This is a genomic window from Micromonospora sp. CPCC 206060 (assembly GCF_036906895.1).
Classification (GTDB): domain Bacteria; phylum Actinomycetota; class Actinomycetes; order Mycobacteriales; family Micromonosporaceae; genus Micromonospora.
On sequence record NZ_JBAKHU010000043.1, the window covers coordinates 32,964 to 58,646 of the forward strand.

Here is a 25,683-nt window from a genome sequence, read left to right on the forward strand (position 1 = left end):
GGTGACCGACAGCGTTCCCACCCGGATCGCGGTGGTCGGCGGCACCGGGCCGCAGGGCCGGGGGCTGGGCTACCGCCTGGCCCGTGCGGGGTACGACGTCGTCCTCGGGTCACGTGACGCCGAGCGGGCCACCGTCGCCGCCGAGGAACTGTCCCTACTCGCCGACGGCGCCAGGATCACCGGTACGTCGAACCTGGCGGCGGCGGACAGCGCCGACATCGTGCTGCTCGCCGTGCCGTACGACGGACACGCCGAACTGGTGACCAGCCTGGCGGAGGCGGTGACCGGCAAAATCGTCGTCAGCTGCGTCAACCCGCTGGGCTTCGACCGGTTCGGGCCGTTCGGCCGCACCGTACCCGCCGGAAGCGCCGCCGAGGAGGCCGCCGGGATCGTCGGCTCGGCCACCGTGATCGGGGCGTTCCACCACCTGGCCGCCCCTCTCCTGCTCGATCCGGAGGCGGACCTGAGCCACGAGGACGTCCTGGTCTGCGGCGACGACATCACTGCCAAGGAACGGGTGATGGCCCTGGCCACCGACGTGACGGGCGGACGCGCGGTCGACGCCGGCCGGCTGCGGCTGGCCCGCCAGCTTGAACCACTGACCGCGGTACTGCTCAGCGTCAACAAGCGGTACAAGACCCGCTCGGGGCTGGCCGTCACCGGCCTGGCCCCGGCTATCGGAAAGGTCCCCGCGTGAAACTCGCCGCGCTGCAACTACGCGCCACCGACGACCGGGCCGAGACGATCGGCCGGGCCGCCGACCTGATCGACGACGCGGCAGCCCAGGGCGCCCGGATCCTGCTGCTGCCGGAGCTGTTCGCGGTGCCGTTCGTCCAGCCGGAACCCGACCTCGACTACTTCCGGTTCGCCGAGGGACTGGACGGCCCGTCCAACCGGATGGCGGCCGAACGGTCGCTGAAACACCGGATGACCGTCGTCTCGTCGATCTTCGAGGCGGGGCAGGTGCCGGGGGTGTACCACAACACCGCCTGCACCTACGTCGACGGCGAACTGAGGTCGGTGTACCGCAAGTCGCACCTGCCGTTCTCGAACGGCTTCCCGGAGAAGTTCTACTTCCAACCGGGCGGCACCGAACCGGAGGTGGTCCAGACCGGTGAGACCGGCGTCGGCACCATCATCTGCTACGAGCGGCACTTCCCCGAGCTGAGCCGCATCGTCGCCCTGCGCGGGGGATCGGTGCTCTGCGTCCCCGTCGCGTCGGCGAGTGCCCCGATGCGCGAGGTGTTCCAACTGGAACTGCGCGCCCACGCCGTGTTCAACGGGCTCTTCGTGATCTGCTCCAACCGGGTCGGCAAGGAGGGCGTGAAGGACTACTTCGGGCTCAGCGCGGTCTACGGCCCCAGCGGCGACGTACTGGCCCAGGCCGCCGACGACCAGGACGACGTGGCGGTGGCCGAGGTGGACCTGAGCCTGGTCGACCTGTCCCGGCGCCGGCGCCCCTTCCTCCGCGACCGGCGCCCCGAGCTCTACGAACGGCTGACGAGGATGGAACCCGACACGTGACGGACGGCTCGTGGGTCGTCGTCGTACCCGCCAAGCCGTTCACCGCGGCCAAGACCAGGTGCGCCGGACTCGACGGCTCCGAACGGAGCACCCTCGCCCGGGCGATGCTGGTCGACGTCGTCGGCAGGCTGACGCAGGCCCGCCGGGTGCGGGCCGTCGTCGTCGCCGCGACCGACCCGGACGTGGTCGGCGCGGCACTGGCCTGCGGCGCCGCGGTCGCCGGCACCACCCGAGGACCGGACCTGAACCAGGAGGTCATCGACGCGCTCACCGCCGCCTCGGCGGCGCTCCCCGACGCGCGGCTGGCCGTCGCCATGGCCGATCTCGTCGGAGCGGAGCCCTCGGACTTCGACGACGCACTGGCGGCGGCCGGATCCCGCCCACGGGCCATCGTCTCGGACGCCGACGGCACCGGGACCACCATGGTGATGGTTACCGCTCCCGGCGAGTTCCGGCCCTTCCTGGGACCCGGCTCGCGGCGCAGGTTCCTCGCCGGCGGCTACCACGATCTCCCGGTGACCGCCGCCGGGCTGCGGCGGGACGTGGACACCGTCGCCCACCTGGTCTCGCTCGGGATCGACCGACTCGGCGCCACGACCCGCTCGTGGGCCGGCTCACCGGCGGGGATGCGGACCGGCCCACCCGGCCTGCCGCCAAGGGTTGACGAACGCGATGCCGGCCCGCTGCTCGGCGCCCTACCGGCCCGGGAAAGGACACGATGATTCCCCTTGTCGCCCGCGCCTCCGGCGACCGCACCTGGCTGGTCGCCGTCGCCGCAAGTCTCTGGGGCTTCTCCGGCCTGCTGCGGGAGCCGCTCGCTCGGCAACTTCCGGCGCTGAGCGTGGTCCTGGCCGAACATGTCGTCCTCGTACTCCTGGTGTCGCCCTGGCTGGTCGGGGCCGTACGGTCCGTCGCCCGGTGCTCCGCCCGGACGAAGGTGGGCGTGCTGGTGATCGGGGCCGGCTCGTCGGCGCTGGCCACGACGTTGTTCACCGCCGCGTTCCGGCTGGGTGACCCGATCACGCCGCAGGTGTTGCAGAAACTGCAGCCAGGGTTGGCGATCGTCCTGGCCGCCGCGCTGCTCGGCGAGCGGGTGAACCGGCGGTTCCTCCTCTTCGCGGTGCCCGCGCTCGCGGGTGCCTGGCTGCTGGCCTTCCCCGATCCGCTGGGGGCGCAACCGCAGAGCCTGGCCGCCGCCGGGCTCGCCACCGGGGCCGCGGTGCTCTGGGCGGCCGGCACCGTCCTCGGCCGGATGGTCAGCGCCGAACTGCCCTTCCTGCACGTCACGACGCTGCGGTTCGCCGTCGGGTTGGTCACGCTCGTCATCCTCGCCGGGGCGACCCGCACACCGGTCGCGGTACCGGTGGAACTGGTGCCCCGGCTGGTGCTGCTCGCGGCCGTGCCCGGCCTTCTTGCGCTGGTGCTGTACTACCACGCCCTCCGGCGGACGCCCGCTTCGAGCGCGGCCCTGGCCGAACTGGCCTTCCCGCTGACGGCCGCCGTGGTCGGGCTCACCCTGCTGGACGGGCACCTCGACGCGAGCCAGTGGCTCGGCCTGGTGATGGTCCTGGCCTCGGTCGCCCTGCTCGCGCTGCACGAGAACCGCAGCACGCGCCCGTCGGTGCGGCACCGGGCCGACCGTGGGTCGACGCGGCGTCGGCCGTCCATACCCGTACGCCAGGTACCTGTGCCAGCGCGTGAACCCGGCGGATCGGCGGTGACCGATCGGGGGTGAGGCTCCCGGGCGGGAGCCTCACCGGGGCCGTGCCTCAGCGGAACGACAACGTTGCCTGGTCGATCGTGGTAGTGCTCGGGCAGAGGAAGCCGGAGACACGGCTGGCGGTGTAGGGGCCGCCGACGTAGTCGCGGGCGGTGCCCTGGCGGTTGAAGACGGGATTGCTCACCTTGTACCGGCAGATGATCCCGATGAGGGAAACGCTCACGTCCACGGCATCGCCGGTGGCGGTGGCGTTCGCGTCATTGAACGTCACGGTCGGACTGTTGTTGAGCGTCACGGCCGTGCCGCTACTGCACTGTAGGCTGCCGCCAGGCGGGTTGATGCTCGCGCGGTCGATGGTCAGGGTGCTCGGCGGGTTGGCGCTGGTCCGGCCGTTGGTCCAGCTGCAGACCGCGCTTCCGGCGGTGATGCTCCCATCGACCACATTGCTGGCGGCATAGGCCGGCTGCGCCCCAACGAAGATGATTGCCAGCGCAGAGAGTCCGATCAGCTTGCGGTGTCGCATGACTTGCTCTCCTTCTGAGTGGACAGTAGCCGAGACATGTCGCAGCTGTTAACAAAATTAGATTAAGTGTCAAGCATCAATGCGTCAAGAGGTCGACACTGCCGCTGACCAGGAGCTTCAGGTGGATTGGCCCGGCGGGAATTGACCTTCCAAGCTGTGGCCGCGACCCATGTTGGCGGCGTGCCACAACTCGCCGCCCTAAAGTATTGATCGTTGACAATGGCTCGATGGTGTGCGGAAATGCTTGCCCCGATGGCCCGGGTCCACGGGTCGTCGGTTCGAAACGCCGGCCCTCGCCGAGCGGCGGATCGCGGAAATCGGGCTGGATCCGGGTCAGCGGCGGTCCCGGCTCGACCAGCCTGGTTCTCCCACCTTGCCGGATCCACTGCCGGGACCAGCGGGTCGGGGCGGTGGGCTGCAAGGAAGCTTGCTGCGCACCGTGGTTGGCGGGGTACCCGGTGTCACCATCCAGGCATGGCTGATGGTGCGGAGATCAGGCGTGGGGCCGAGGCCCGTGGTGCACTCATGACGGCCCGGCTGCGGAAGCTGGTGATATGCGAGTCACCACCGGGGGCGGTCCGCGAGTTGACCTCCTGTGCCGACCTGCTGGACGCCTGGGGCAGTGAGGTGCTGGGCCGGCCGGCCCGCCGGGTCGTCGTGGATGGTCTTCCGCATCTGCTCTGGCCGGCGGTGGACCAGCGGATCCTGCTGCTCGGACACTACGACACCGTCTGGCCGGCGGGCACGGTACGCGACTGGCCGTTCTCGGTCCGCGGGGTGACCGCCACCGGCCCGGGGGTCTGCGACATGAAGGCCGGGATCGTGCAGATGCTCACCGCGTTGGAGCTGCTGCCGGACACCTCACGGATCGGGCTGCTGCTCACCTGCGACGAGGAGAGCGGCTCGGTGACCTCCCGTCCGCTGATCGAGCAGGAGGCCGGCCGGTCGGGGACGGTGCTGGTCGGTGAGCCGAGTACCGAGTCGGGGGAGCTGAAGATCGCGCGTAAGGGCGGGTCGGTCTACCGGGTCACCGTGCACGGGCGGGCGGCGCACGCCGGGGTGGAGCCGCACCGGGGGGTGAACGCGGGGATCGAGCTGGCGCAGCAGATCCTCGCGGTGCGGGACTTCGCCGCCGGGGAGACCAGTGTGACGCCGACGGTGCTGTCGGCGGGCACGATGACGAATGTCGTACCGGAGTCGGCGGTCTTCTGCGTGGATGTGCGGGCCTGGAGCGGGGAGGAACTGCACCGGGTGGACCGGCTGATCCGGGCGTTGACGCCCCGCCTGCCCGGCGCCCGGTTGACCGTCGGTGGTGGCATCAACCGGTACCCGCTGCCGGCCGCCGTGGCGGTATCGGTGCTGGAGGTGGCGCAGGTGGTGGCGGCGGAGCTGGGGCTGCCGCCGGTGCGCGGGGTGTCCGCGCCGGGCGCCTCGGACGCCAACTTCACCGGATCGTTGGGGGTACCGACCCTGGACGGGCTCGGTGGGGTGGGTGGTCGTCCCCACGCCCGGGGCGAGTACGTCGACGTGTCCCGGATGCCGGAGCGGGCGGCGCTGCTGGCCGGGTTGATGGCCCGGTTGCTCGCCGGGGCCGAGCCGGTCGGGTCGATGGCGGTCGGGTCGGTGGCGGCCGGCTCGTCGCTACCGGGTCCGGCGGACGGCAGCCGTTAGCCTGGCAGCCTGCCGCAGTCGCGCGGCGGTCGCGGCGAGTGGAGGGCGGGTCGGCTCCGCATGGTTCCCGGGCAGGTGGCAGAGCGGGACGCCCCGCCAGGTCCACGTTTCGGCGTGGAGGAGGAGTTCCTGGTCGTCGATCCGGTGACCCGGTGTGTGGTGCCGCACGCGGCACCCGTCATCGCCCGGGCCGCAGCGCGGCTCGGGCCGAGGGTGTCCGGTGAGATCACCAAGCTGCACGTGGAGACCCGGACGGATCCGGTGTCGTCGGCCGGTGCGCTGCTGGATCAGCTGACCGAGGCGCGGCGGGTGGTCGTCGAGTCGGCCGCCGCCGAGGGACTGCGGGTGGTCGCGGCCGGCACGCCGGTGCTGCCCGGTCCGTCCGTGCCGCCGGTGACCGAGGGGCCGAGACAGGACCGGGGTACGGCGACCTTCCGGGGGCTGCACGACGAGTTGGCGATCTGTGCCCTGCACGTGCACGTGGAGCTGCCGGACCGGGAGCGGGCCCTGCGGGTCAGCAACCATCTGCGGGCGTACCTGCCGTTGTTGATCGTGCTGACCGCCAACTCGCCGTACTGGGGTGGGCGGGACTCGGGGTACGCGAGTTGGCGGACGATGATCTGGCCACGGTGGCCGGTCGGCGGGCCGCCGCCGCGGTTCACCTCGGTCGCCCACTACGAGCAGGTGGTTCAGATGCTGCTGGCAGCGGGGGCGACGGTGGACACCGGCACCCTGTTCTGGGACATCCGGCCGTCGGTGACCCACCCGACGCTGGAGGTCCGGGTGGCGGACGTGCCGGTGACCGCGCAGGAGTCGGTGCTGTACGCCGCGCTGGTGCGGGCGTTGGTGGTGGCCGCGTCGGAGGCGGTGGACCGGGGGGATGACGGGCCGGACATCCCGGCGGAGGTGCTGCGGGTGGCGTACTGGCGGGCGGCCCGCGACGGGCTGGCCGGCGAGCTGCTGGACGTGCGTACCGGCCGGCTGGTGCCCGCCCGGGAGCTGCTCGCGGAGGTGGTACGCGCGGTACGGCCGGTGCTGCGGGCACACGGCGACGAGGAACTGGTGGACGCCGGGGCGGATCGGCTGCTGGCGGTCGGCTGTGGTGCGGACCGGCAACGGGCGGCGGCGGCCCGCCGGGGCCGGCTCACCGACGTGGTGGACTTCCTGGTCGCGCAGACCGGCGGCGGTTCCGGCGGGGACGGCGGCGGGGGGTCCGGCCGGGTGGCGGTCGGGCTGCCGGTGGAGGAGAGCAAGGTGCCGTAACCGGATCCGTGCGGCGGTACCGGATGCTGGACTGGTCGACCGGATGAGGGAGGCCTTCCGTTGGGCATGACGACAGGGCAGATCGGCGTCGGCAGGTTGACGCCGGCGGAGATGGTCGAGGTGACGCGGGCCTTCGCCGACCGGATGGCCGCCCGTCGGTCCATCCGGGACTTCCGGCCCGATCCGGTACCGATGGAGGTCATCGAGGAGGCGGTCCGGGCCGCCGGGACGGCACCGAGCGGCGCGAACCTGCAACCGTGGCGGTTCGTGGTGCTGACCGACCCGGAGCGCAAGCGTCGACTGCGGGCGGCGGCGGAGGCCGAGGAACGGGAGTTCTACGCGCGGCGGGCGACCCCGGAGTGGCTGGCGGCGCTGGCGCCGTTGGGTCTGGACTGGCGTAAGCCGTTCCTTGAGGTGGCGCCGGTGGTGATCGTGGTGTTCGAGGTGCACCAGGGTCCGCGCACCCCGAAGCCGTACTACGTGAAGGAGTCGGTGGGCATCGCGGTGGGCATGCTGATCACGGCGTTGCACCAGGCGGGTCTGGCCACGTTGACGCACACGCCGAGCCCGATGCGGTTCCTCAACGAGGTGTGCGGGCGGCCCCGGGAGGAGCGCCCGTACCTGGTGATGCCGGTCGGGTACGCGGCGCCGGACGCGACGGTGCCCGACCTGCCCCGGAAGCCGCTGTCGGAGATCCTGATCAGGGACTGAGGGTGGTCACCGGCGCAGCGGGAGTTCCCGTTCGAGGTACGCCCGCAGGGGTGCGACGTGCCGGTCGGGGCGGCGCCACTCGGCGAGCAGATCCTCCAGCAGGTGCAGTTCGTCGACCAGGGTGACGCCGTGGTAGCGGCGGATGACGGGGTGGATGAAGGCGCTCTCGGCGGCCCGGTCGGGTGCCGGGTGGCGTTCGATGGCGAACACGTCCCGGTAGTCGTCGCGGCCCCAGCGCAGCCCGAGCGTGTAGTAGTGCGGCTGGTCGTGGAACCGGTCGCGGACGTGGTCCTCGGGCAGGTCGACGTAGTGCCGGACCTGCCCGGTGGCCTCGTCGACGACGAGGGCGTCGCAGAGGTACTCGAACTGGGTCCACAGGGCCGAGCTCCAGTTGAGCCGGTCGAGGATCAGGGTGGTGAGGGTGTCGGCGTCGCCGTCGACGACGTCGTGGGGCAGGGGTACGCCCTCGTAGCGCTCGCGCAGCAGCGCGGTCAAAGTGCGTAGGTTGTAGCGGAATCCGTCGATGAAGGCGGAGGAGGCGCGTTTGAAGTCCCGGGCCTGGGCGAGAGTGCCGGCGAAGTACAGGCCGTCGACGTTGGTGGACCGCCAGTCGGATCCGGTGCTGGGCATCCGGCCGCTGGCGACCATCGCGGGGCGGCAGTCCGGCGCGAAGATCGAGGTGTCCATGGCGAATCCGGTGCAGCGCAGCACCGATTCGTACTCTCCGACGGCGGTCTCGTCGTCGGCGTGGGTGTAGGTCAGGTGCACCTGGTACCGGTCGCCGAGGGGGCGGATCTCGTCGATGACGCAGTCCAGTACGGCGTGCAGGGTCTTGAACTGGTAGCTGTCCAGGACCGCGCCGTGGTGGCCGCGTACGTCGCCGGGGTGTTTGGTGTTCCAGGCCAGGCGGATCGGGCGAGGGCTGGCCAGGTGCACCATGGCGGCGTGGCCGAGGATCGCCGAGGCGGTCTCGAAGGCCGAGTTGCCCTTGCCCAGGATGAGGACCCGTTTGCCGGCGTACGCGGTGGGCTCGGTGTCCATGTCCTCGTAGCCGACGGCGTGTTCGATGCCGGGGATGTCGGGGACGTTGGGCCGGCCCCAGCCGGTGGCCACGATCAGGCACCGGGCGCGCAGGGCCGGGCCGTCGGTGTGCACGAGGAAGCCGTCGCCGTCGCGTTCGATCCGGTGCACGGTGGTGTCGAAGCGGACGGCGAGCTGGTGGTAGCGCTGGAAGTCGGTCAGGTAGCGCACCATGTCGTCGGCGTGCGGGAAGTACTCGCTGCTGTACTTGCCGAAGGGCAGGTCGGCGGGCTCGTGCAGCAGGGAGTTCCAGTCCCAGCGCAGCCGGATCTCCGGGTCGGTGCTCACCGTGTGCTGTTTGTTGAGGGAGATCAGTCGCCGGTGCCGGGGGAAGTGCCGGAAGAACTCGGCGGGGGCGGCTGCGCGGTCCACGGTGAGGTAGTCGCAGCCGGCCTGCTGGAGGTAGTAGCTCAGTTGGAGGCCGGCGGGCCCGGCGCCGATGATGACGTACCGGTGCGCCTCGTTGTCGCCGAGGTCCGTCCGGTTGCCGCCATGTCCCATGTGGACACCTTCCCGAAGGCTTGTACCGCAAGCGAACCATGGCCGATGGAAGGATTTCTGTCAACGCCGGATGAGATCGATTTGCGGGTGCCCCGGAATCTCCCATCACCCCACGGCGCAGTGGGTGGCGGGAACGGCGCGCCGCGTCGCTGACCGACAGGTCAGGGCAGTGGCGGGGCGGCGGTGGTGCTGTCGCGTACCGTCAGGTGCGGGTCGAGCATGGTCGCCTCCGGCACCGTGGCGTCGACGAGTTTGCGCATCAGCAGGGACACCGCCTGCCGGCCGACCTCCTCGGCCGGTACCGGTACCGACGTCAGCCGTGGACTGGCCTGCTCGGCGAACTGGTCCGGGCAGATCGCCACCACCGACACGTCCTGGGGTACCCGGCGACCCAGGGTGGGCAGGGTGGCCAGGACGTCCCCGACCGCGGCCTCGTTCTGCACCACCAGCCCGGTCAGGTCCGGTTGCCGGGCCAGCAGGTCGACCAGTGCGGTGCGGACCGCGGCGGCGCCCTCCGGGCAGGGCAGCGCCACGGCGGTGATGCCGTGCCGTTCGGCGGCGGCCAGCACGCCGGCCCGGGTCCGGTGGGCGAAGCCGGTGTCCCGGTCGTAGACCGCCGCCGGGGCGCCGAGCAGTGCGATCCGCCGGTGCCCCAGGCCGGCCAGGTGCGCCACGCAGACCTCACCCGCCCGGTGGAAGTCCAGGTCGATGCAGGTCAGGCCGGTGCTGTCGGCGGGGAAGCCGATCAGCACGCTGGGCCGGGCCAGCTCCCGCAGCAGCGGTACCCGCAGGTCGTGCATCTCCACGTCCATCAGCAGGATGCCGTCGACCATCGCACTGGCCGCGATGCGGCGCAGCCCGGCCGGCCCCTCGTCGGCGGTGACCAGCAGGACGTCGTGGTCGAACTGCCGCGCGGTGGTCACCACGGCCATGGCGAACTGCATGAGCACCGGTACCTGCATGCCGGAGCGCAGCGGCAGCACCAGCGCGATGACGTTGGCCCGCCGGCTGGCCAGGGCCCGGGCCCCGGCGTTCGGGTGGTAGCCGAGCAACCGGATGCTGGTCAGCACCCGGTTGCGGGTGGTGGCGGAGATGGCCCGCTTGCCGCTGAGCACGTACGACACGGTGCTCAGCGCGACCCCGGCATGGCGGGCCACATCGGCGATGGTGACCAGGTCCGGGGACTTCGCGGTGGGCTCGGCCGTGCCGTCCGCCGGGGGTGTCGGATCGTCAGGCCCAGCCGGCACCGGATGGTCCCCCCACCGGCAGCCGGTCGGTGTCCGCCGGGTACCGGGTGTCCTGGTCGGTCCCGGTCACGGTGAGCGTGCCGACCAGCCGGATGTCCGTCGCCGACCGGCCGACCATGATGCTGTGCCGGGCGGTCTCGACCAGGTGACGGTCGCGGTCGGTGTCCCAGTGGCCCAGGTCGGCGGCGCGCAGCCGGAGCCGGACGACCCGCTGCTCGCCCGGGTCGAGGGTGATCCGGGCGAAGTCGCGTAGCTGCCGCAGGGGCTGCTTGACCCGGGAGCGTCGTTGCCGGGTGTAGAGCTGCACCACCTCGTCACCCGGGCGGGCGCCGGTGTTGGTCACGGTCACGCTCACCACGACCTCCCCGTCGCCGGTCACCGATTCAGCGCTCAGGCTCAGCTCAGCGTAGTCGAACCGGGTGTAGCTGAGGCCGTGCCCGAACGGGTAGAGCGGGTCACCCCGGTGGTAGAGGTAGGTGGCGTCGGCGTCGATGATGTCGTAGTCGAGCAGATCGGGCAGGTCGGCGGTGTCCCGGTACCAGGTCTGGGTGAGCCGGCCGCCCGGGTCGGTGTCGCCGACGAGCACGGCGGCCAGCGCGTGGCCGTACTCCTGGCCGCCGTGTGACGACCACAGCACCGCCGGCAGGTGCGCGTCGGCCCAGCCGATCGCGTACGGGTAGCTGCTGCTGAGCACCAGCACGGTGCGCGGGTTGGCGGCGTGCACGGCCCGTAGCAGCGTCTCCTGCCCGGTGGGCAGGGCCAGGTCGGCGCGGTCCTCGGTCTCCCGTCCGTTTACCATCGGGTGGTTGCCGAGCACCACCACCGCCACGTCGGCGTCGGTGGCGAGGGCGGCGGCGTCGGTGGCCCCGTCGCGGACCAGGTCGACGGTGAACCGGGTCGCCCCGGCCGGGTCGGTGGCGTCGGCCCGTAGTGTGCCGTCGGCGTCCACGGTGAGGTACCGGTCGCTGGCGAGGTGGTGCAGGGCGACGGTGCCGTCGGGGCCGGACCGGAGGCGGAAGGTCTCCCGGACGATCCACTCGCCCGGTCCGGGCCGGTCGTTGCGGACCAGCCCGGAGTCGTCGGCGCCGAGGTGGCGGCCGTTGGCGACCGCCCGCAGGGCGACCACGTCCCGGCCCCAGTCGAACACGTCGAAGCAGGTCTGCTCGTCGGCGGTGGTGCCGGTGGCGGTGACCTCGGCGCCGTCGGGTGCGGTGGTGCAGCGCAGGTACCGGTCGTCGACCCGTAGTGCGATGCGGTCCACGCCCTCGTGGGTGCGGACCGCGTCCGCGCCGAGCCGTTCGGCGAGGCCGTCGTACGCGGTCACCCGGTAGGGCAGGGTGCCGCTGTACCAGTCCTCGTGGAGCGTGTCGGCCAGCGGACCGAGCACGGCGACGCGCAGCCCGGGCCGGGGTTCGAGGGGGAGTAGTCCGTCGTTGTGCAGCAGTACGAGCGACTCGCGGGCGGCCTGCCGGGCCAGTTCCCGGTGGGCGGGGCAGTTGACCACGTCGGGCCGGACGTCGGCGTACTGGTCGGTGTGCGGTGGGTCCAGGTCGCCGAGGCGGATCCGGACGCTGAGGATGCGCCGTACCGCCCGGTCCACCTCGGAGGAGTCGAGCAGGCCCCGGTGCAGTGCCTCGGTGAGCCGTTCGACGGTGGGCCCGGAGTCGGCGTCGTTCTCGGTGAGGTTGTCGATGCCGGCCCGTACGGCGGCGGCGAAGCCGCTGACCTGGTCGGGGAGGTATTTTTGCAGGTCGGCGATGTTGGTGACCGCCCCGGCGTCACCGACGACCATGATTTCCTCCGGCGCCCAGCCGCGCAGGGTGCCCTCGATCAGCGGGCTCAGGTGTGCCGGTACGTCGTTGACCAGGTTGTAGGAGGCCATCACGGCGACGGCGGCCCCGGCGGCCAGCGGGGCGCGGAACGCGGGCAGTTCGTACTCGTGCAGCACCCGGGGTGGCAGGTTGCTGGAGGTGGTGGCCCGGTCGGTCTCGTTGTTGTAGGCCAGGAAGTGCTTCAGCGTCGGCGCGGTGCGCAGCCGGTCGGGATGGTCGCCGCGCAGGCCGGTGGCGTAGGCGGTGGCGAGCCGGCCGGTCAGCCAGGGGTCCTCGGCGTAGCCCTCCTCGTTGCGGCCCCAGCGGGGGTCGCGCAGCGGGTTGACCACCGGCGCCCAGACGTTGAGGCCGACCCGGTCCGGGTCGCCGTGGTGCAGGGCGCGGACCTCGGTGCCCACGGCGGTGCCGACGGCGGTGAGCAGGTCGGGGTTCCAGGTGCTGGCCAGGCCGATCGCCTGGGGGAAGACGGTCGCCGGTCCCAGCCAGGCCACCCCGTGCAGGGCCTCGGTGCCGGTGCGGAACGCGGGCAGCCCGAGCCGGGGGACCGCGGCCTGGTGCTGGTGCAGCAGTGCCACCTTCTCCGCCAGGGTGAGCTGATCCAGCAGGTCGGTGACGCGGTCGCGGAGGGGGGCGGGGTGCGTCGGGGGTGTCGTTCATGGTTGCTCTGTCGCCTTTCGGGACCGGTGGCCCGGGGATCGTCGAAGCGCTTCGACGCTGGCCCGGACAGACGGGATCGCAGCAGGGGGCGGCCGTCGTGCCCGGTAAGCGCGAAGCGCTCCGACGACGCAGCTGAACACGCCACCGTCGTTACCCGCGTGTTTCGAGGTGGCGCTCTGAGGCTTGCACCAGCGCGCCGACCGGGTCAAGGGGGGCCGCGAAATCAATCGCGGTTCATCCGCCGGTGGTGCTCGGCAGTCGGCCGGCCTCGATTCTGGACAGCGACGCGGTGGCCCCACCGAGGGCTGCGGCGATGCCGCCGAGCGTGGAGGCGTCGAGGTGGCAGCCACCGGTGCCGGGCGCGACGGTCCGCTCGGCCAGTTCCTCGAGGGCCGCCGGCAGCAGCCACGGTGCCAGTGTCGCGAAGTGCCCGCCGAGCAGGACCGTTGCCGGGTTGACCACCCCGGCCAGCAGGGCGACCCCGTGCCCCAGATGCCGGCCGGTCCCGGCCAGTCCGGTCAGGACCGTCGGGTCCCCGGCCCGGGCCAGGGCACGGATCCGCTCGATCTCCGGGGCGAAGTCGGTGACCGGGCCGTCCTGGGTGGTGTCCGGCAGCAGCCGGTCGACCAGGGCCGGCAGTCCGGCGTACGCCTCCAGGCAGCCGCGCCGGCCGCAGCGGCACAGCGGACCGGCGGGGTCCAGCGGCAGGTGGCCGATGGCGCCGGCGAAGCCCCGGGCGCCCCGCAGCAGCCGGCCCGCCACGATGATCCCGGCGTCGATACCGGCGGTACCGGTCAGGTGGACCAGGTCGGCGATGTCGGCGTGGCCGCCGTGCCGCTGCTCGGCCAGGACGGCGAGGTTGGCCTCGTTGTCGACGGTCACCGGGAAGGCCGGCTCACGCAGTGCTTTGCGCAGGTCGGCGGCGAGTGGCACGTCGTGCCAGCCCAGGGCGGCGGCCAGGGGCACCGTGCCGTCGGTGTCGACCAGGCCGGGTACCCCGACGGTGAGGCCCAGCACCTGGCGACCCTGCCCGGTGACCCGGCCCAGGGCCCGGCGGGCCAGTGCGGCCAGCGCGGTGACGGTCTCCCCGGCGGTGGCGGTCAGCGTGGTGAACGCGCGGCGCCAGGTGAGCAGCCGGGTGCCACCCAGGTCGACGGCGACCACCACCAGCTCGTCGGCGCTGACCTGCATGCCCAGGGCCGCGTAGGGTTCGCCGTCGAGGACGAGCATGGTGGCCGGTCGGCCGACCCGGTTCTCGGTCACGCCGGTCTCGCGCAGCAGCCGGTACCCGATCAGCTCGCCGACGAGGCTGGACACGGTGGCCTTGTTCAGGCCGGTGTGGGTGGCGATGTCGGCCCGGGAGCAGGGCGCGTGGTCGCGGACGTGGCGCAGCACCACGGCGCGGTTGGTGGCCCGGACGTCACCGAGGTCGGTCGGCTGTGGCCCGTTGTGCATCGTGATCACGTCCCGCTCCCTGCGCCTACGGTGTCCGGCCGGCGCGCCCGCCCCGACCGGCGCGTCCATCATGCCGTACCTGCCCGGCCGGCCCGGTTGTCCGCCGGGCCGGCGTCCGTCGAGCCTGCCCGGCGGTGCCCGGACCGGGCCGTCGGCGGTGGTGGCGCCTCCCACCACGCGCCACCACCGGCCGACGCTGACCCCGCCGGCAGGTCGGGGCCACGTCCAGGTGAGCGGTCACCGCGCTGGTGCTCCCTTGTGGGCCCGATCACCGTGGATTAGTTTGTTCGGCTAGAAGACCAACTAACTATATCCGGGTGTGCCCGATCCGTACACCCGTCACGTGGATGAAGGGAGTGCGCCGTGAAGCCGTCCCTGCCGGGCGCATCGACCGATCGCCGGAACGTGCTCCGCCTGCTCGGAGTCGGCGCCGCCGCGACGCTGGGCGGCGGTACCCTCGCCGGTTGCAGTGAGGAGGCCGGAAGCAAGGGCACCGCGACCCAGGCGGACGCGATCAAGGCGGTCCTGCCGACCTACCAGCCCGCCGAGCTGGTCAAACCCGACATCCCCGGCCAGGGGCCGATCCCGCAGGGGTTCCTCAACTACCCCGCCAACTGGTCGACGCGGTGACCGAGCAGCCCGGCCGGGGTGGACCGCAGATCAAGACCATGACCCCGTGGTGGGGGCCGACACCCCCGGGGCTGGGTCGCAACTCCTACCTGACGGCGGTCAACGCCAAGCTCGGCGTCGAGGTGAACCCGAGCCTGCAGGACGGCGTCACCTACGCCGACAAGCTCAACGCGATGCTCGGCGCCCGGGACGTACCGGACCTGCTCTCCGTACCGAACTGGGAGATCGACAAGATCGCCCGGTTCTCCGACGCGGTCAGGGCGCTCTTCGAGGACCTGACCGACCATCTCAAGGGTGACGCCGCCAAGGCCTACCCCTATCTGGCCTCGCTGCCCACCGGGGCCTGGGAGTACTCGGTCTGGGGCGGTCGGCTCTACGCGGTGCCGTTCCCCACCGACGGTCCCTTCGCCTGGGCACTGTTCCAGCGGTCTGGAAGGACGTCGGGTGGGGCGCGATCGTCTTCCTGGCCGCGCTCTCCGCGATCGACCCGAACCTGTACGAGGCGGCGGCGGCCGACGGGGCCGGCCGGTGGCGGCGGCTGTGGCACATCACCCTGCCCGGTCTGCGGCCGGTGATCGTCCTGCTGCTCATCATGCGGCTCGGTGACGCGCTGTCGGTCGGCTTCGAGCAGTTCATCCTGCAACGCGACGCGGTCGGCCCGCAGGCTGCGGAGGTGCTGGACACCTTCGTCTACTACAACGCCATCGCCACCCAGCAGTGGGGGCTGGGCGCCGCCGCCGGTCTGTTCAAGGCCGTGGTCGGGCTGATCCTCATCCTCACCGCCAACCATGTGGCACACCGACTCGGTGAGCAGGGGGTGTACTCGACGTCATGACCGCACAACTCGGAACGGCGGGCCCGGTACCGGTGCGGGCGGGCCCGGTCACCCCCCGTCGCGGACGGTCCCGGCGCCCGGTCTGGGAGGAGCCGCCGTCGCTGGTGGGCCGGCTGGGCAAGGGCGGCGTACTCGTCCTGCTCGTGCTGGCCGTGCTCTTCCCGATATGGTCGGTGGCGGTGACCAGCCTCGCCTCCCGGGAGACCATCAACGACACCGGCGGGATGGTCGTCGTACCGAGAGAGTTCGACCCCTCGGCGTACGTGACGATCTTCTCGGGCGGTCAGATCACCCAGGCAGTCTGGACCAGCACCCTGGTCACCGTGGTCGGTACCGCGCTGAGCCTGGCACTGACCGTGCTCGCCGCGTACGGACTGTCCCGCCCCGGCTCGGTGGGGCACCGGTTCCTGCTGTTCCTGTTCCTGCTGACCTTCCTGATCTTCCCCGGACTGGTACCCAGTTACCTGGTCGTCACCGGCCTCGGGCTCAAGGACAGCCTCTGGTCGCTGATCCTGCCGAGCGCGATCAGCGTGTTCAACCTGGTGGTGGTCCGGGCGTTCTTCATGAACGTGCCGTCCGAGCTGATCGACAGCGCGCGGATGGACGGGGCGGGGGAGTTCCGCATCCTCGCCCGGATCGTGCTGCCGCTGTCCCGGGCGGTGGTCGCCGTGGTCGGCCTGTTCTACGCGGTCGGCTACTGGAACGCGTACTTCAACGCGGTGCTGTTCATCGACGACAACGACAAGTTCCCGATCCAGCGGGTGCTGCAGAGCTACATCCTCGCCGGGCAGTCCCCGCACCTGTCCGGCGGTTCGGTGAGCCTGCCCGGGATCACCGCGTACCCGCCGACGCTGGCGGTCAAGGTGGCCGTCGTGGTGGTGACCGTCCTGCCGGCGGTGATCGTCTACCCGTTCGTGCAGCGGCACTTCACCAAGGGTGTGATCACCGGAGCGGTCAAGGGCTGACCCCGCCGACCCGTCGCCGGGTGCTGTCGCGTCAGGGACAACCTGGGTGGGCGTACGCTGTCGAGCTGCACCGGATGCGCTAGCAGCGGCGGGCGAGCGGGCAGCGGTGGAGGGCCGGGGGTTTCACTGCCGTGGCCCGGTCAGCGGTGGAGGGCCGGGGGTTTCACTGCCGTGGCCCGGTCAGCGACCTGAGCGCCCCGTCCACGCCAGCAGCTCGACAGGACCGGCGGGTATGCCACCACCGCTATCCACCGGACACGGTTGGCGCGGGGATCGTCCGGTACTACCGGGCGATACCCAGCGCCTCCCGCACGTTGTCGAGGTGTGGTCAGTCCCGGACGCCGAACAGGTTGCCGAGGTCGACCGGGATCACCGGTTCACCGTTGAGCAGTACCCGGGCCGGCGCGTCCGCCCCGGCCACCGGGGCGAGCGCCACCCCGCGCAGCCGCAGCGGACCGCTCGTGCCCACCCGCAGGGTGTCCCCGTCGCGGACCGCCTCGACGACGGTGTCCCCGTCGACGTCGTGCACCACGGTCTGGCCGGTGGTGCCGCCCCAGCTCACCAGGGTCACGTCGGTGAACGGGCCGTCGGCGGCCGTCTCGGCCGGCGGGCCGACCGGCAGCAGCGCACCGTGCCGGACGAACAGCGGTACCCGGTCCAGCGGCACGTCGATGCGCAGGTACCGGCCACCGTGGTGGGTGTCGCCGGTGACCGTGTCCACCCAGTCGTCGCCGGCCGGCAGGTAGACCTCCCGTCGCCCGTCCGGGTTGGTCATCGGGGCGACCAGCAGGTCGGTGCCGAGCCGGTACTCCAGGTCGGTCCGCCAGGCGGCCGGATCCTCGGGGGTGTCCACCAGCAGGGCCCGCATCATCGGCGCACCGGTCCGGGCCGCCTCGACCGCCGACGACCACAGGTACGGCATCAGCCGGTAGCGCAGCCGCAGGGCCGCCACCGCGTCCCGTTCGGTCGCGGCCGGGAAGTCCCACGGCAGGCGGCTCGGTCAGCGCGTATGCCGCCGGGGTGCTGGCCGGTCAGCCGGCGGTGACCCGGCACCGGTTCGGTGCCGGGACGGCCTGGTACGTCTCCACCCGGCTCGACGACGCCACCCATTGCCGGCTGCTGACCGACGTGGCGCACGCCGCCGGGGCGGTACCGACCTGCCCGGCGGCCCCGCCCGGGGTGGAGGCGGTCCGTCGACGGTCCGCAGACACGAGCTGGCTGTTCCTGCTCAACCACACCGACCGGCCGCAGCGGGTACCGGCCGCCGGGGTGGACCTGCTGACCGGGGCTCCGGTCGCGGATGCGGTGACCCTGGCCCCCGGTGGGGTGGCGGTGATCCGGGAGCAGCCCGCCGGCCGGTGAACCCCGGGGCGGCGGTGGTCCACACCGCCACCGCACCCGGGGGAGGACCGTTGGACCTCCCCCGGGGCGCGATGATCCCGGATCAGCGCACCGACGTGTTGTAGCTGTCGATGGCCGCCGTGACGCTGGCAGCGGCCTCCTTCATCGCCTGCTCGGCGGGCTTGGTGCCGACGATGGCGGCCTCCAGGCCGTCCTCGGACGCCTTGCGGGCCTGCGGCATGACCCCGAGCAGACAACCGGCGGAGGCGACCGACGGTGGCAGCGCGTGCAACTGGTCCACCGCGGTACGGAACTGCGGGTACTTCGCCGTCCACGCCTTGTCGATCTGCTCCATCGCCTTGACGTTGATGGGTACGTAGCCGGTGCCGGTGTGCCACTGGGCCTGCGGGGTCGCCCCGGCGGCGAACTTGACGAACTCCCAGGCGGCCCGCTTCTCGGCCGCGCTGTGCCCGACGCCGTTGATCCACAGGGACGCGCCGCCGATGATCGGCCCGCCGGTGGAGGCGTCGCTGATCTTCGGGTACGGGGCGGTCAGCACGGTGAACTTCCCGGCCGCCGCGTCGACGTAGCCGCGCAGCACGCTGGTCGACTCCAGGTGCATGGCGACCGTGCCGGCCTTGAACGCGGCCTGGGCGTCGTCGGTCTTACGGCCGGTGTTCGTCGCGTAGCCGTTCTTGACCAGGTCGGCCCACCACTGGGCGACCTGCACGGCGGCCGGCTGGTCGAACTGCACCCGGCTGGCCAGCTTCTGTCGGCCGTTGCCGTTGTCGCAGTACTCCTTGCCGTCGGTGGCGAGGAGCTGCTCCAGCAGCCAGCCGTAGATCGCGGCGCCGAAGCCGTACCGGGTGGTCTTGCCGGAGGCGTCCTTGACGGTCAGCTTCCTGGCCAGCTCGCCGATCTCGGTGAGGGTCTTCGGCGGCTTCGTCGGGTCGAGTCCGGCGGACTCGAAGGCCTCCTTGTTGAGGTAGAGCAGCGGGGTGGAGGTGTTGAACGGCATCGACCAGAGCTTGCCGTCGATGGAGTAGTAGCTGGCGATGTTCGGTTCGATGTCGGCGAGCGGGAAGCCGTCCTTCTCGATGAACCGGTGCATCGGGACGACCTGCTTGGAGTCGACCATGAACCGGGTGCCGATGTCGTAGACCTGGATCAGGGCGGGGGTGTTCTTCTGCTGGACCGACGCCTTGTACTTGGCGATGGTCTCGTCGTAGTTGCCCTGGTAGACCGCCTTGACCTCGACCTTGCCGCCGTTGGCGGCGTTGAAGTCGGCGACGAGCTTGTCGACCGCGGCGGCGTTGGCGCCCTTCATGGCGTGCCAGAACTCCACTGTGGTCTTGCTGCCGTCGAGCACCTCGGCGCCGGGGGCGTCCAGTGCGTCGGACGATCCACCGTCGTCCGAGCCGGATCCGCACCCGCTGACCAGCGCGGTGGCGGTGAGCAGAGCGACGACCGCCCGGCTCGTCCGGCGTAACCGCGAATGTGCCATTGCCACTCCTCCTGGGGGTTCAACGCAGTGCGCCCGCGGTGAGTCCGCGGACGATGTACCGCTGGCCGAAGATCACCACGGCCAGCGTGGGCAGCAGGGAGAGCGCGACGCCGGCCAGGATCAGGCCGGGTTGGGCCGCCTCGGCGTCGTTGAGCTGGGAGATGCCGATCTGGAGGGTCTGGTACTCGGTGTCCCGGATCAGGATCAGCGGCCAGAAGTACTGGTTCCACGCGGAGAGGAAGACGTACACCCCGACCGCGGCGATGGACGGTTTGGACAGCGGGACGATCACCCGCCACAGCAGCCGCCAGTGCCCGCAACCGTCGATCACGGCGGCGTCGCGCAACTCGGTCGGGAACTGGAGGAAGGCCTGACGCAGCAGGAAGGTGCCGAACGCCGAGGCGAGGAACGGCAGCACCAGCCCGAGGTAGGTGAGTCCGCCCCGGGTCAGTCCCCAGTCGGAGATGGCCAGGTAGTTGGGGATGATGATGGTCTCCCAGGGCACCATCAGGGTGGCCAGGAAGAGGGCGAAGGTGGCCGCGCGGGCGGGCATCCGCAGGAACGCGAAGGCGTACGCGGCGAGGATGCTGGTCACCACCTGGGCCAGGGTGATCACCCCGGCCTGCACCGCCGAGTTCAGGTAGAACCGGCCCAGCGGCACGGTCGTGAAGACGTCGGTGAAGTTGCGCCAGTGCAGCCCGCTCGGTATCAGGGCCGGCGGGTAGCTGGCCAGGTCACCGGGGCCCATCACGGAGCCGGCGAAGGCGTAGTAGACCGGGAACAGGACCGGGATCAGGGCCAGCGTGAGGACCACGTAGACGACGATCCGGCCGGGTCGGAGATGTCTCACCGGTAGTGCACCCGCCGTTCCAGGATGCCGAACTGCACCGCCGTGCAGGCCAGCATGATCAGCAGCAGGACGACGGCCTGGGCGCTGGCCGCGCCGAAGTCCGAGGAGCCGTAGGCGAACGCCCGCTCGTAGATCGAGTAGACCAGCGTGCTGGTGGCGTCGTCCGGGCCACCCTTGGTCAGGATGTGGATCTGGCCGAAGCTCTGGAGTGCGTGGATGGTGGAGACCACCACGAGGAAGAACAGTTGCGGGGAGAGCAACGGGATGGTGATGCCGGTGGCGAGCCGCCATCCGGTGGCGCCGTCGAGCCGGGCCGCCTCTACCACCTCCTGCGGGATGGCCGCCACCCCGGCGGAGAGGACCAGCACGTTGTAGCCCAGGTTCATCCAGACGGTGGCCGCGCCGACCGCGGGCAGGGCGATGGACGGGTCGGTCAGCCAGTCGACCCGGTCGACGCCGACCGCGCCGAGCAGCCCGTTGGCGATCCCGATGGCCGGGTTGTAGATGACCGCGAAGACCACCGACGCGGTCGCCACGCTGAACGCGAAGGGCAGCGCGAAGGCGGTACGCAGCACCCGTACGCCCCGGATCCGGGATTCCAGCAGCAGCACCACCAGCAGTGCCCCGAGCACCGCCGGCAGGACACTGATCAGGGTGAACAGTGCGGTGGTGGCGAGGATCCCGGCGAAGGAGGCGGAGAGCATGTCGGCGTAGTGGTCGAGGCCGACGTACGCGCCCGGTGCGCCGAAGATGTCGTTGCCGTGGGTGGACAGGTAGAGGGTCCGGCCGAGCGGCCAGAAGATGAACAGCGCGAAGACCGCCACCGAGGGCAGCAGCAGCAACCAGGACAGCGCGCGTTCGCGCCGGGGACCGGAGGTGGTGGTTGCTCCGCTGGGTGACCGTTCCACGACCAGAGGGGGAGACACCGCCGCACCCTACCAACGATGGTCGATTGAAGAAATGCTCCAGTTACCTGCCGTTTGCCTGACAGCAACCTTCACCTGCGGTTTCGTGGCCGACTGAATGACCGTTGACTGCAAGATAGATGCATGTCATTGTTCCGGTCACCTGGGCATGGACAGCGCAGCCCGCCGGGGTTGCCGCAGGAGCTGGCCGAGCGGCCGGCACCACGGGTCCTGCCCCGGGTGCAGGGTCCGTCGCTCCCACCTAGGAGTCTCCATGAGACGCAGAACGTTGAACCTGGGCACCGCCGTCGCCCTCCTTGCCGGGGCGACGGCGGTGTTCGTCGCCCAGCCGGTACCGGCGGTGCCGCCCGCCGCGCCGGCTGCCCTGGCCGCGCCGGACATCTCCATCACCAACATCCAGGCCCACCTGACCCAGTTCAACACCATCGCCACCCAGAACGGCGGCAACCGGCGGGCCGGCTCGGCGGGCTACACCGCCTCGGTCGCCTACCTCAAGACCCGGCTCCAGTCGGCCGGCTACACGGTCACCGAGCAGTACTGCTCGGACTGCACGTACCCGTCCAACAACCTGATCGCCGAGTGGCCCGGCGGACCGGCCGACCAGGTCGTCATGTTCGGGGCGCACCTGGACAGCGTCTCGGCCGGTCCCGGGATCAACGACAACGGCTCCGGCTCGGCGGCGCTGCTGGAGAACGCGCTGGTCCTCGCCCAGCAGAACCCGACGATGACCAAGCGGGTCCGGTTCGCCTGGTGGACCGACGAGGAGCAGGGGCTCAACGGGTCGGACTTCTACGTCCGCTCGTTGACCGCCACCCAGCGCGGTTACATCAAGGGGTACTACAACTTCGACATGGTGGGCTCCACCAACGGCGGATACTTCATCAACCGGATCACCTCGGCCACCGCGGCGCCGTTGAAGGCGTACTGGGACTCGTTGAACCTGCAGCCCGAGGAGAACGTGGAGGGTCAGGGCCGGTCGGACGACTACTCGTTCGCCCGCTACAGCATCCAGACCTCCGGGTACGCCGCCGGCGCCAGCGCCCGCAAGACCTCGACCCAGGCCGCCAAGTGGGGCGGTACCGCCAACGCCTCGTACGACCCCTGCTACCACCGCTCCTGCGACACCACCAGCAACATCGGCACGACCCACCTGAACCGGGCCGCGGACGGCATCGCGTACGCCCTCTGGCAGCTCGCGGTCGGCTCGGGTACCCCGACGAATGACTTCTCGGTGTCGGCGAGCCCGACGTCGGGCAGTGTCGCGCCGGGTACCTCGATCACGGCGACGGTGTCGACGGCGACGACGAGTGGTTCGGCGCAGACGGTGAGCCTCTCCGCCTCGGGTGTACCGGCCGGGGTGACGGTGTCGTTCAGCCCGTCGTCGGTCACCTCGGGCGGGTCGTCGACGATGACCGTTGCCGCGTCCGCGTCGGCGCCGGCCGGTACGTACCCGATCACGGTGACGGGGGCCGGTTCGGTGACGCGGACGGCGTCGTTCAGCGTGACGGTGACCGGTACCGGTGGTTGCTCGGGTGGTCAGTTGATCGGTAACAGCAGTTTCGAGAGTGGTAGTGCGCCGTGGACCGCCACGTCGGGTGTGATCACCAACGATGTGGACCAGCCGGCCCGGACGGGTTCGTACAAGGCGTGGCTGAACGGGTACGGCTCCAGTCGTACCGACACGTTGTCGCAGTCGGTGACCATCCCGGCGGGTTGTGCGTCGTACACCCTCGGGTTCTACCTGCACATCGACACCGCGGAGACCACCACGACCACCGCGTACGACCGGCTCACCGTCCAGGTCGGCACCACCACCGTGGCGACGTACTCCAACCTGAACAAGGCCGCCGGATACGTGCTGCGGACGTTCAACCTGGCGGCGTACGCGGGGCAGACGGTGACGGTGAAGTTCACCGGTGTGGAGGACTCCTCGTTGCAGACCAGCTTCGTCATCGACGACGTGACCCTGCAGGCGAGCTGACGGCCGACGGGTGGGTGCCGGAGACCGGTCAGTCCTCGGCGCCCCGGTAGGCGTATATCCCCTCGACGAACTTGCGGCGCAGCGGCGGCACCCGGCTGGTGACGGTGAAGTAGCCCCGGGCGGCCATCAGGGCGAGCCGCCCGACCACCGGCTTGTAGAGCGGGTCGTCGCCGTCGGTGCCGCTGTTGCGCAGCGAGTCGGCGACCCGGGCGAAGCCGTACGGGATCATCTTCGCCTCGTAGTCCGCGACCGCCTCCAGCAGGGACTTCCTTCCGGACGCGGCGGCGACGAGTTGCCGGCGCAGCAGCGCGGCGTCGCGTAGCGCGGTGTTCGCCCCGATCCCGCGACCCGGGGTCATCGTATGGATGGCGTCACCCAGCAGGGTGACGGTGCTGCTCTTCCACGGGGTTACCGGCTCCGAGGTGGACACCTTGACCGGCATCGCGCTGCCCAGGTCGCTGCTGGCGAGCAGTTCCCGCAGGTGCGGGTGCCAGTTCGGGGTCAGGCCGAGGGCCACTCTGACCAGGTCCTCGCCGCGCCGCTCCATGATGTCGGCCGGGAAGCGGTGGCCGGCGGTCCAGATGACCAGGGCGACGTAGTCACGGGTGTCGTCGTAGCGCAGTCCGGGCCACCGGGCGAGCACTTCGGCGTCCTTCTCGTCGACGCCGGCCTTGACGGTGCCGTTGCGGTCCCACTTGAACTCCATGACGTGCAGCACCCCCATGATGCCGCCGCTGCCGAAGATCAGTGAGATGCCCCCCAGGACGGGTTCGGGCAGCAGGGCCCGGATCCGCCCGGTGAGCGGGGTCTTGGTGGCGATGTTGATGGTGCCGGCCGGGTGGACCCGGGCGTGCGGCAGGTACTGCCGCCGTACCGCCGAGTGGGTACCGTCCGCGCCGACCAGCAGGTCCGCGGTGTCCCGCGTGCCGTCGGCGAAGTACGCGGTGACCGTCCCGTCGTCGTGCTGTTCGTAGTGGGTGAAGGTCTTGTCGAACCGCACCACGTCGTCCATGCCCGTGAGCAGGACCTGCCGCAGGGTCATCCGGGACACCGACTGGTCGGTGTCGGTCGCGTCGGCATCCGCGTGCAGGGTGAACGAGGCGGTCTCGCGTAGCTTCTCGGTGAGCACGTTGAAGTAGCGTGGGGTACGGGCGCAGGTGACGACGAAGGTGTCGAACAACTCGGGGGGCAGGCACTCCCGCAGCGCACGGCTGCCGATCGGTCCGATGCCGATCCGGTAGCCGAGTAGCCCGTCCGTCCGGGTGCGGTAGCGCTCGTAGACGGTGACGGCGATCCCGGACCGGCGCAGCCCGTGGGCCAGGCACATGCCACCGGTCCCGGCGCCGACGATGATGACCCGGAAGGGGCGCGGGGCGGTGGTCACGGCCGTACCACGCCCGGCGCGTCCCACCGGTAGAAGCAGGCGGCCATGGCGTCGCGTGGGTCGCGCGCGGTCGGCAGGTACGGCTCGGTACAGCCGGCCAGCCGTTGGAAGACCCGCCGGAACGCCGGGTGCTCCTGCCCCTGGGCGGTCATGGCGTGGTTGGCGTCGGTCTCCATCAGGTGCAGGTAGAGGTCCCCGAGTCGGTAGAGGGACCGGTGCTGGACACCGGTGATGATGGGCAGTTCCGTTCCGTCGGCCTCGGCGAAGATCTCCGCCAGTTCGCCGTCCCCGCCCGGCAGGACCTTCCCGACGATCAGCAGTCGATTCATCCGGTCTCCCCATCACGCTGGTGCGCCCGCCGTCGCGCGGGTGCGGGGCCTTCCGCCCACGACCCCACGGTGCGACCGGGAGCGTCAACGGCACGTCACCGCCACCGCTGCCGGGACAGGCAGGTGGTACGCGGATGGTGGCGGTGCGGGCGCCGGACTCCGGAGTGTTCCTCACCGGTTCGGTCAAGAATGCCGGTACGGCGGAGTCCGCCGTCGTGGTGACCGTCCATAATGCATTACCGGACAGTTGGATCGACTCCGCGCCAGGTTTCGGGCAGTCCGCCGGAAGTGGGAAAACTGCAGCGAATGGTTCGGCGTTCCAGCAACAGCACATTGGCCCGAAGTAGCCCGCACCTGGCGTTCGGTCACGGTGATCGGCAACGTTGCAGGTGACTGGTCAGGTGCTCGTCGGCGGGTCGGCTTGACCTGGGTCGTTCGGGTTGGATCATGGTTGGGTGTCCGGAACGCCGTCCATCGTGGAGCTGCTTGAGCGGCTTGCCCGGTTGGAGGCCCGGGTTCTTGAGTTGGAGCGGGACAACGCCGGGTTGCGGCGGGAAAACGCCGGGTTGCGGCGGGAAAACGCGGTGTTGCGGGCGGAGAACGCGGATCTGCGGGCTCGGCTCGGGCAGGACTCGTCGAACTCGTCGCGGCCGCCGTCGTCGGATGGGCTGGCCAAGCCGGCGCCGAGGTCGTTGCGGGCGCGTTCGGGTCGGCGGCCGGGTGGGCAGCCTGGTCATGAGGGTCGCACGTTGCG

Annotated in this window: 23 protein-coding genes and 1 pseudogene; 13 read left to right on the forward strand and 11 right to left on the reverse strand. The window is 71.3% G+C overall.

Annotated elements, in window-relative coordinates; genetic code table 11:
* The first annotated feature begins 1 nt into the window (after window position 1).
* The 4 genes from npdG to V6U90_RS23060 are packed head-to-tail and all read left to right on the forward strand — an operon-like array spanning window position 2 to window position 3,259.
* Window positions 2–697 (forward strand): NADPH-dependent F420 reductase, encoded by a 696-nt coding sequence (gene npdG, locus V6U90_RS23045; protein ID WP_334440314.1) that lies wholly within the window; start codon window positions 2–4, stop codon window positions 695–697.
* A complete protein-coding gene (locus V6U90_RS23050) occupies window positions 694–1,524 on the forward strand; it encodes a nitrilase-related carbon-nitrogen hydrolase (protein WP_334440317.1) in 831 nt (276 codons plus the stop codon). The genes npdG and V6U90_RS23050 overlap by 4 nt, the downstream gene beginning before the upstream one ends.
* On the forward strand, window positions 1,521–2,246 hold the full coding sequence (gene cofC, locus V6U90_RS23055; protein ID WP_334440320.1) for a 2-phospho-L-lactate guanylyltransferase: 726 nt from the start codon (window positions 1,521–1,523) through the stop codon (window positions 2,244–2,246). The genes V6U90_RS23050 and cofC overlap by 4 nt, the downstream gene beginning before the upstream one ends.
* Complete coding sequence (locus tag V6U90_RS23060) at window positions 2,243–3,259, forward strand: DMT family transporter (RefSeq protein WP_334440323.1); 1,017 nt, start codon at window positions 2,243–2,245, stop codon at window positions 3,257–3,259. Before cofC ends, V6U90_RS23060 begins: the two co-directional genes overlap by 4 nt.
* 34 nt (window positions 3,260–3,293) lie before the next feature.
* Here V6U90_RS23060 and V6U90_RS23065 read toward each other — a convergent pair whose 3' ends face one another.
* Complete coding sequence (locus tag V6U90_RS23065; protein WP_334440325.1) at window positions 3,294–3,767, reverse strand: hypothetical protein; 474 nt, start codon at window positions 3,765–3,767, stop codon at window positions 3,294–3,296.
* Between the two features lie 474 nt (window positions 3,768–4,241).
* Here V6U90_RS23065 and V6U90_RS23070 point away from each other — a divergent pair, with 474 nt between their 5' ends.
* From V6U90_RS23070 to V6U90_RS23080, 3 genes are all read left to right on the forward strand, one after another.
* Window positions 4,242–5,438: a M20/M25/M40 family metallo-hydrolase gene (locus tag V6U90_RS23070; protein ID WP_334440328.1), complete on the forward strand. Its 1,197-nt coding sequence runs from the start codon at window positions 4,242–4,244 to the stop codon at window positions 5,436–5,438.
* A 75-nt stretch (window positions 5,439–5,513) separates the two neighbouring features.
* Window positions 5,514–6,701 carry a carboxylate-amine ligase gene (locus V6U90_RS23075; protein ID WP_334440332.1) on the forward strand — a complete coding sequence of 396 codons (1,188 nt, stop codon included), beginning with the start codon at window positions 5,514–5,516 and terminating at the stop codon, window positions 6,699–6,701.
* A 66-nt stretch (window positions 6,702–6,767) separates the two neighbouring features.
* A complete protein-coding gene (locus tag V6U90_RS23080; protein ID WP_334440335.1) occupies window positions 6,768–7,412 on the forward strand; it encodes a nitroreductase family protein in 645 nt (214 codons plus the stop codon).
* A gap of 6 nt (window positions 7,413–7,418) precedes the next feature.
* Here V6U90_RS23080 and V6U90_RS23085 read toward each other — a convergent pair whose 3' ends face one another.
* From V6U90_RS23085 to V6U90_RS23100, 4 genes are all read right to left on the reverse strand, one after another.
* Complete coding sequence (locus V6U90_RS23085) at window positions 7,419–8,993, reverse strand: NAD(P)-binding domain-containing protein (RefSeq protein WP_334440338.1); 1,575 nt, start codon at window positions 8,991–8,993, stop codon at window positions 7,419–7,421.
* Between the two features lie 161 nt (window positions 8,994–9,154).
* Entirely contained in the window at window positions 9,155–10,168 is a 1,014-nt protein-coding gene (locus tag V6U90_RS23090; RefSeq protein WP_442933652.1) for a LacI family DNA-binding transcriptional regulator, read from the reverse strand.
* A 55-nt stretch (window positions 10,169–10,223) separates the two neighbouring features.
* Entirely contained in the window at window positions 10,224–12,647 is a 2,424-nt protein-coding gene (locus V6U90_RS23095) for a glycoside hydrolase family 3 C-terminal domain-containing protein (protein WP_334440346.1), read from the reverse strand.
* Between the two features lie 316 nt (window positions 12,648–12,963).
* The gene (locus V6U90_RS23100; protein WP_334440349.1) at window positions 12,964–14,358 is read right to left on the reverse strand and encodes an ROK family transcriptional regulator; all 1,395 of its coding nucleotides are present in this window, start codon (window positions 14,356–14,358) and stop codon (window positions 12,964–12,966) included.
* 189 nt (window positions 14,359–14,547) lie between these two features.
* Between V6U90_RS23100 and V6U90_RS23105 the strand changes: the two genes are divergently transcribed.
* The 3 genes and pseudogenes from V6U90_RS23105 to V6U90_RS23115 all read left to right on the forward strand — a co-directional run bounded on the left by V6U90_RS23105 (window position 14,548) and on the right by V6U90_RS23115 (window position 16,614).
* On the forward strand, window positions 14,548–14,814 hold the full coding sequence (locus V6U90_RS23105; protein ID WP_334440352.1) for a hypothetical protein: 267 nt from the start codon (window positions 14,548–14,550) through the stop codon (window positions 14,812–14,814).
* A gap of 409 nt (window positions 14,815–15,223) precedes the next feature.
* Window positions 15,224–15,649 (forward strand): annotated as a pseudogene (locus V6U90_RS23110) (ABC transporter permease subunit); the annotation flags it as partial.
* Window positions 15,646–16,614 (forward strand): carbohydrate ABC transporter permease, encoded by a 969-nt coding sequence (locus tag V6U90_RS23115; protein WP_334440355.1) that lies wholly within the window; start codon window positions 15,646–15,648, stop codon window positions 16,612–16,614. The pseudogene V6U90_RS23110 and the gene V6U90_RS23115, both read left to right, overlap by 4 nt.
* Before the next feature lie 328 nt (window positions 16,615–16,942).
* On the opposite strand, the gene V6U90_RS23120 is transcribed toward V6U90_RS23115, so the two are convergent.
* Window positions 16,943–17,566, reverse strand: coding sequence for a hypothetical protein (locus V6U90_RS23120; RefSeq protein ID WP_334440358.1), 624 nt, complete (start codon window positions 17,564–17,566; stop codon window positions 16,943–16,945).
* 68 nt (window positions 17,567–17,634) lie between these two features.
* Between V6U90_RS23120 and V6U90_RS23125 the strand changes: the two genes are divergently transcribed.
* Window positions 17,635–17,976, forward strand: coding sequence for a Beta-galactosidase C-terminal domain (locus V6U90_RS23125; RefSeq protein WP_334440360.1), 342 nt, complete (start codon window positions 17,635–17,637; stop codon window positions 17,974–17,976).
* Window positions 17,977–18,058: 82 nt separating this feature from the next.
* Here V6U90_RS23125 and V6U90_RS23130 read toward each other — a convergent pair whose 3' ends face one another.
* Genes V6U90_RS23130 through V6U90_RS23140 form a run of 3 tightly spaced genes read right to left on the reverse strand, consistent with a single transcriptional unit; the run spans window position 18,059 to window position 21,235 of the window.
* A complete protein-coding gene (locus V6U90_RS23130; RefSeq protein WP_334440363.1) occupies window positions 18,059–19,459 on the reverse strand; it encodes an ABC transporter substrate-binding protein in 1,401 nt (466 codons plus the stop codon).
* Window positions 19,460–19,478: 19 nt separating this feature from the next.
* Window positions 19,479–20,309: a carbohydrate ABC transporter permease gene (locus tag V6U90_RS23135; protein WP_334440367.1), complete on the reverse strand. Its 831-nt coding sequence runs from the start codon at window positions 20,307–20,309 to the stop codon at window positions 19,479–19,481.
* On the reverse strand, window positions 20,306–21,235 hold the full coding sequence (locus V6U90_RS23140; protein WP_334440370.1) for a carbohydrate ABC transporter permease: 930 nt from the start codon (window positions 21,233–21,235) through the stop codon (window positions 20,306–20,308). Before V6U90_RS23140 ends, V6U90_RS23135 begins: the two co-directional genes overlap by 4 nt.
* 253 nt (window positions 21,236–21,488) lie before the next feature.
* Between V6U90_RS23140 and V6U90_RS23145 the strand changes: the two genes are divergently transcribed.
* Window positions 21,489–23,216: a M28 family metallopeptidase gene (locus V6U90_RS23145; protein WP_334440372.1), complete on the forward strand. Its 1,728-nt coding sequence runs from the start codon at window positions 21,489–21,491 to the stop codon at window positions 23,214–23,216.
* 28 nt (window positions 23,217–23,244) lie between these two features.
* Here the strand turns inward: V6U90_RS23145 and V6U90_RS23150 are convergent, their stop codons facing one another.
* Together V6U90_RS23150 and V6U90_RS23155 are read right to left on the reverse strand one after the other, a co-directional pair.
* Entirely contained in the window at window positions 23,245–24,543 is a 1,299-nt protein-coding gene (locus V6U90_RS23150; RefSeq protein ID WP_334440378.1) for an FAD-dependent oxidoreductase, read from the reverse strand.
* Window positions 24,544–24,596: 53 nt separating this feature from the next.
* Window positions 24,597–24,929 (reverse strand): TcmI family type II polyketide cyclase, encoded by a 333-nt coding sequence (locus V6U90_RS23155; RefSeq protein ID WP_334440375.1) that lies wholly within the window; start codon window positions 24,927–24,929, stop codon window positions 24,597–24,599.
* Window positions 24,930–25,432: 503 nt separating this feature from the next.
* On the opposite strand from V6U90_RS23155, the gene V6U90_RS23160 reads away from it, so the two are divergent.
* The coding region (locus V6U90_RS23160) for a DUF6444 domain-containing protein (RefSeq protein WP_442933653.1) at window positions 25,433–25,683 on the forward strand (251 nt) is incomplete at its 3' end.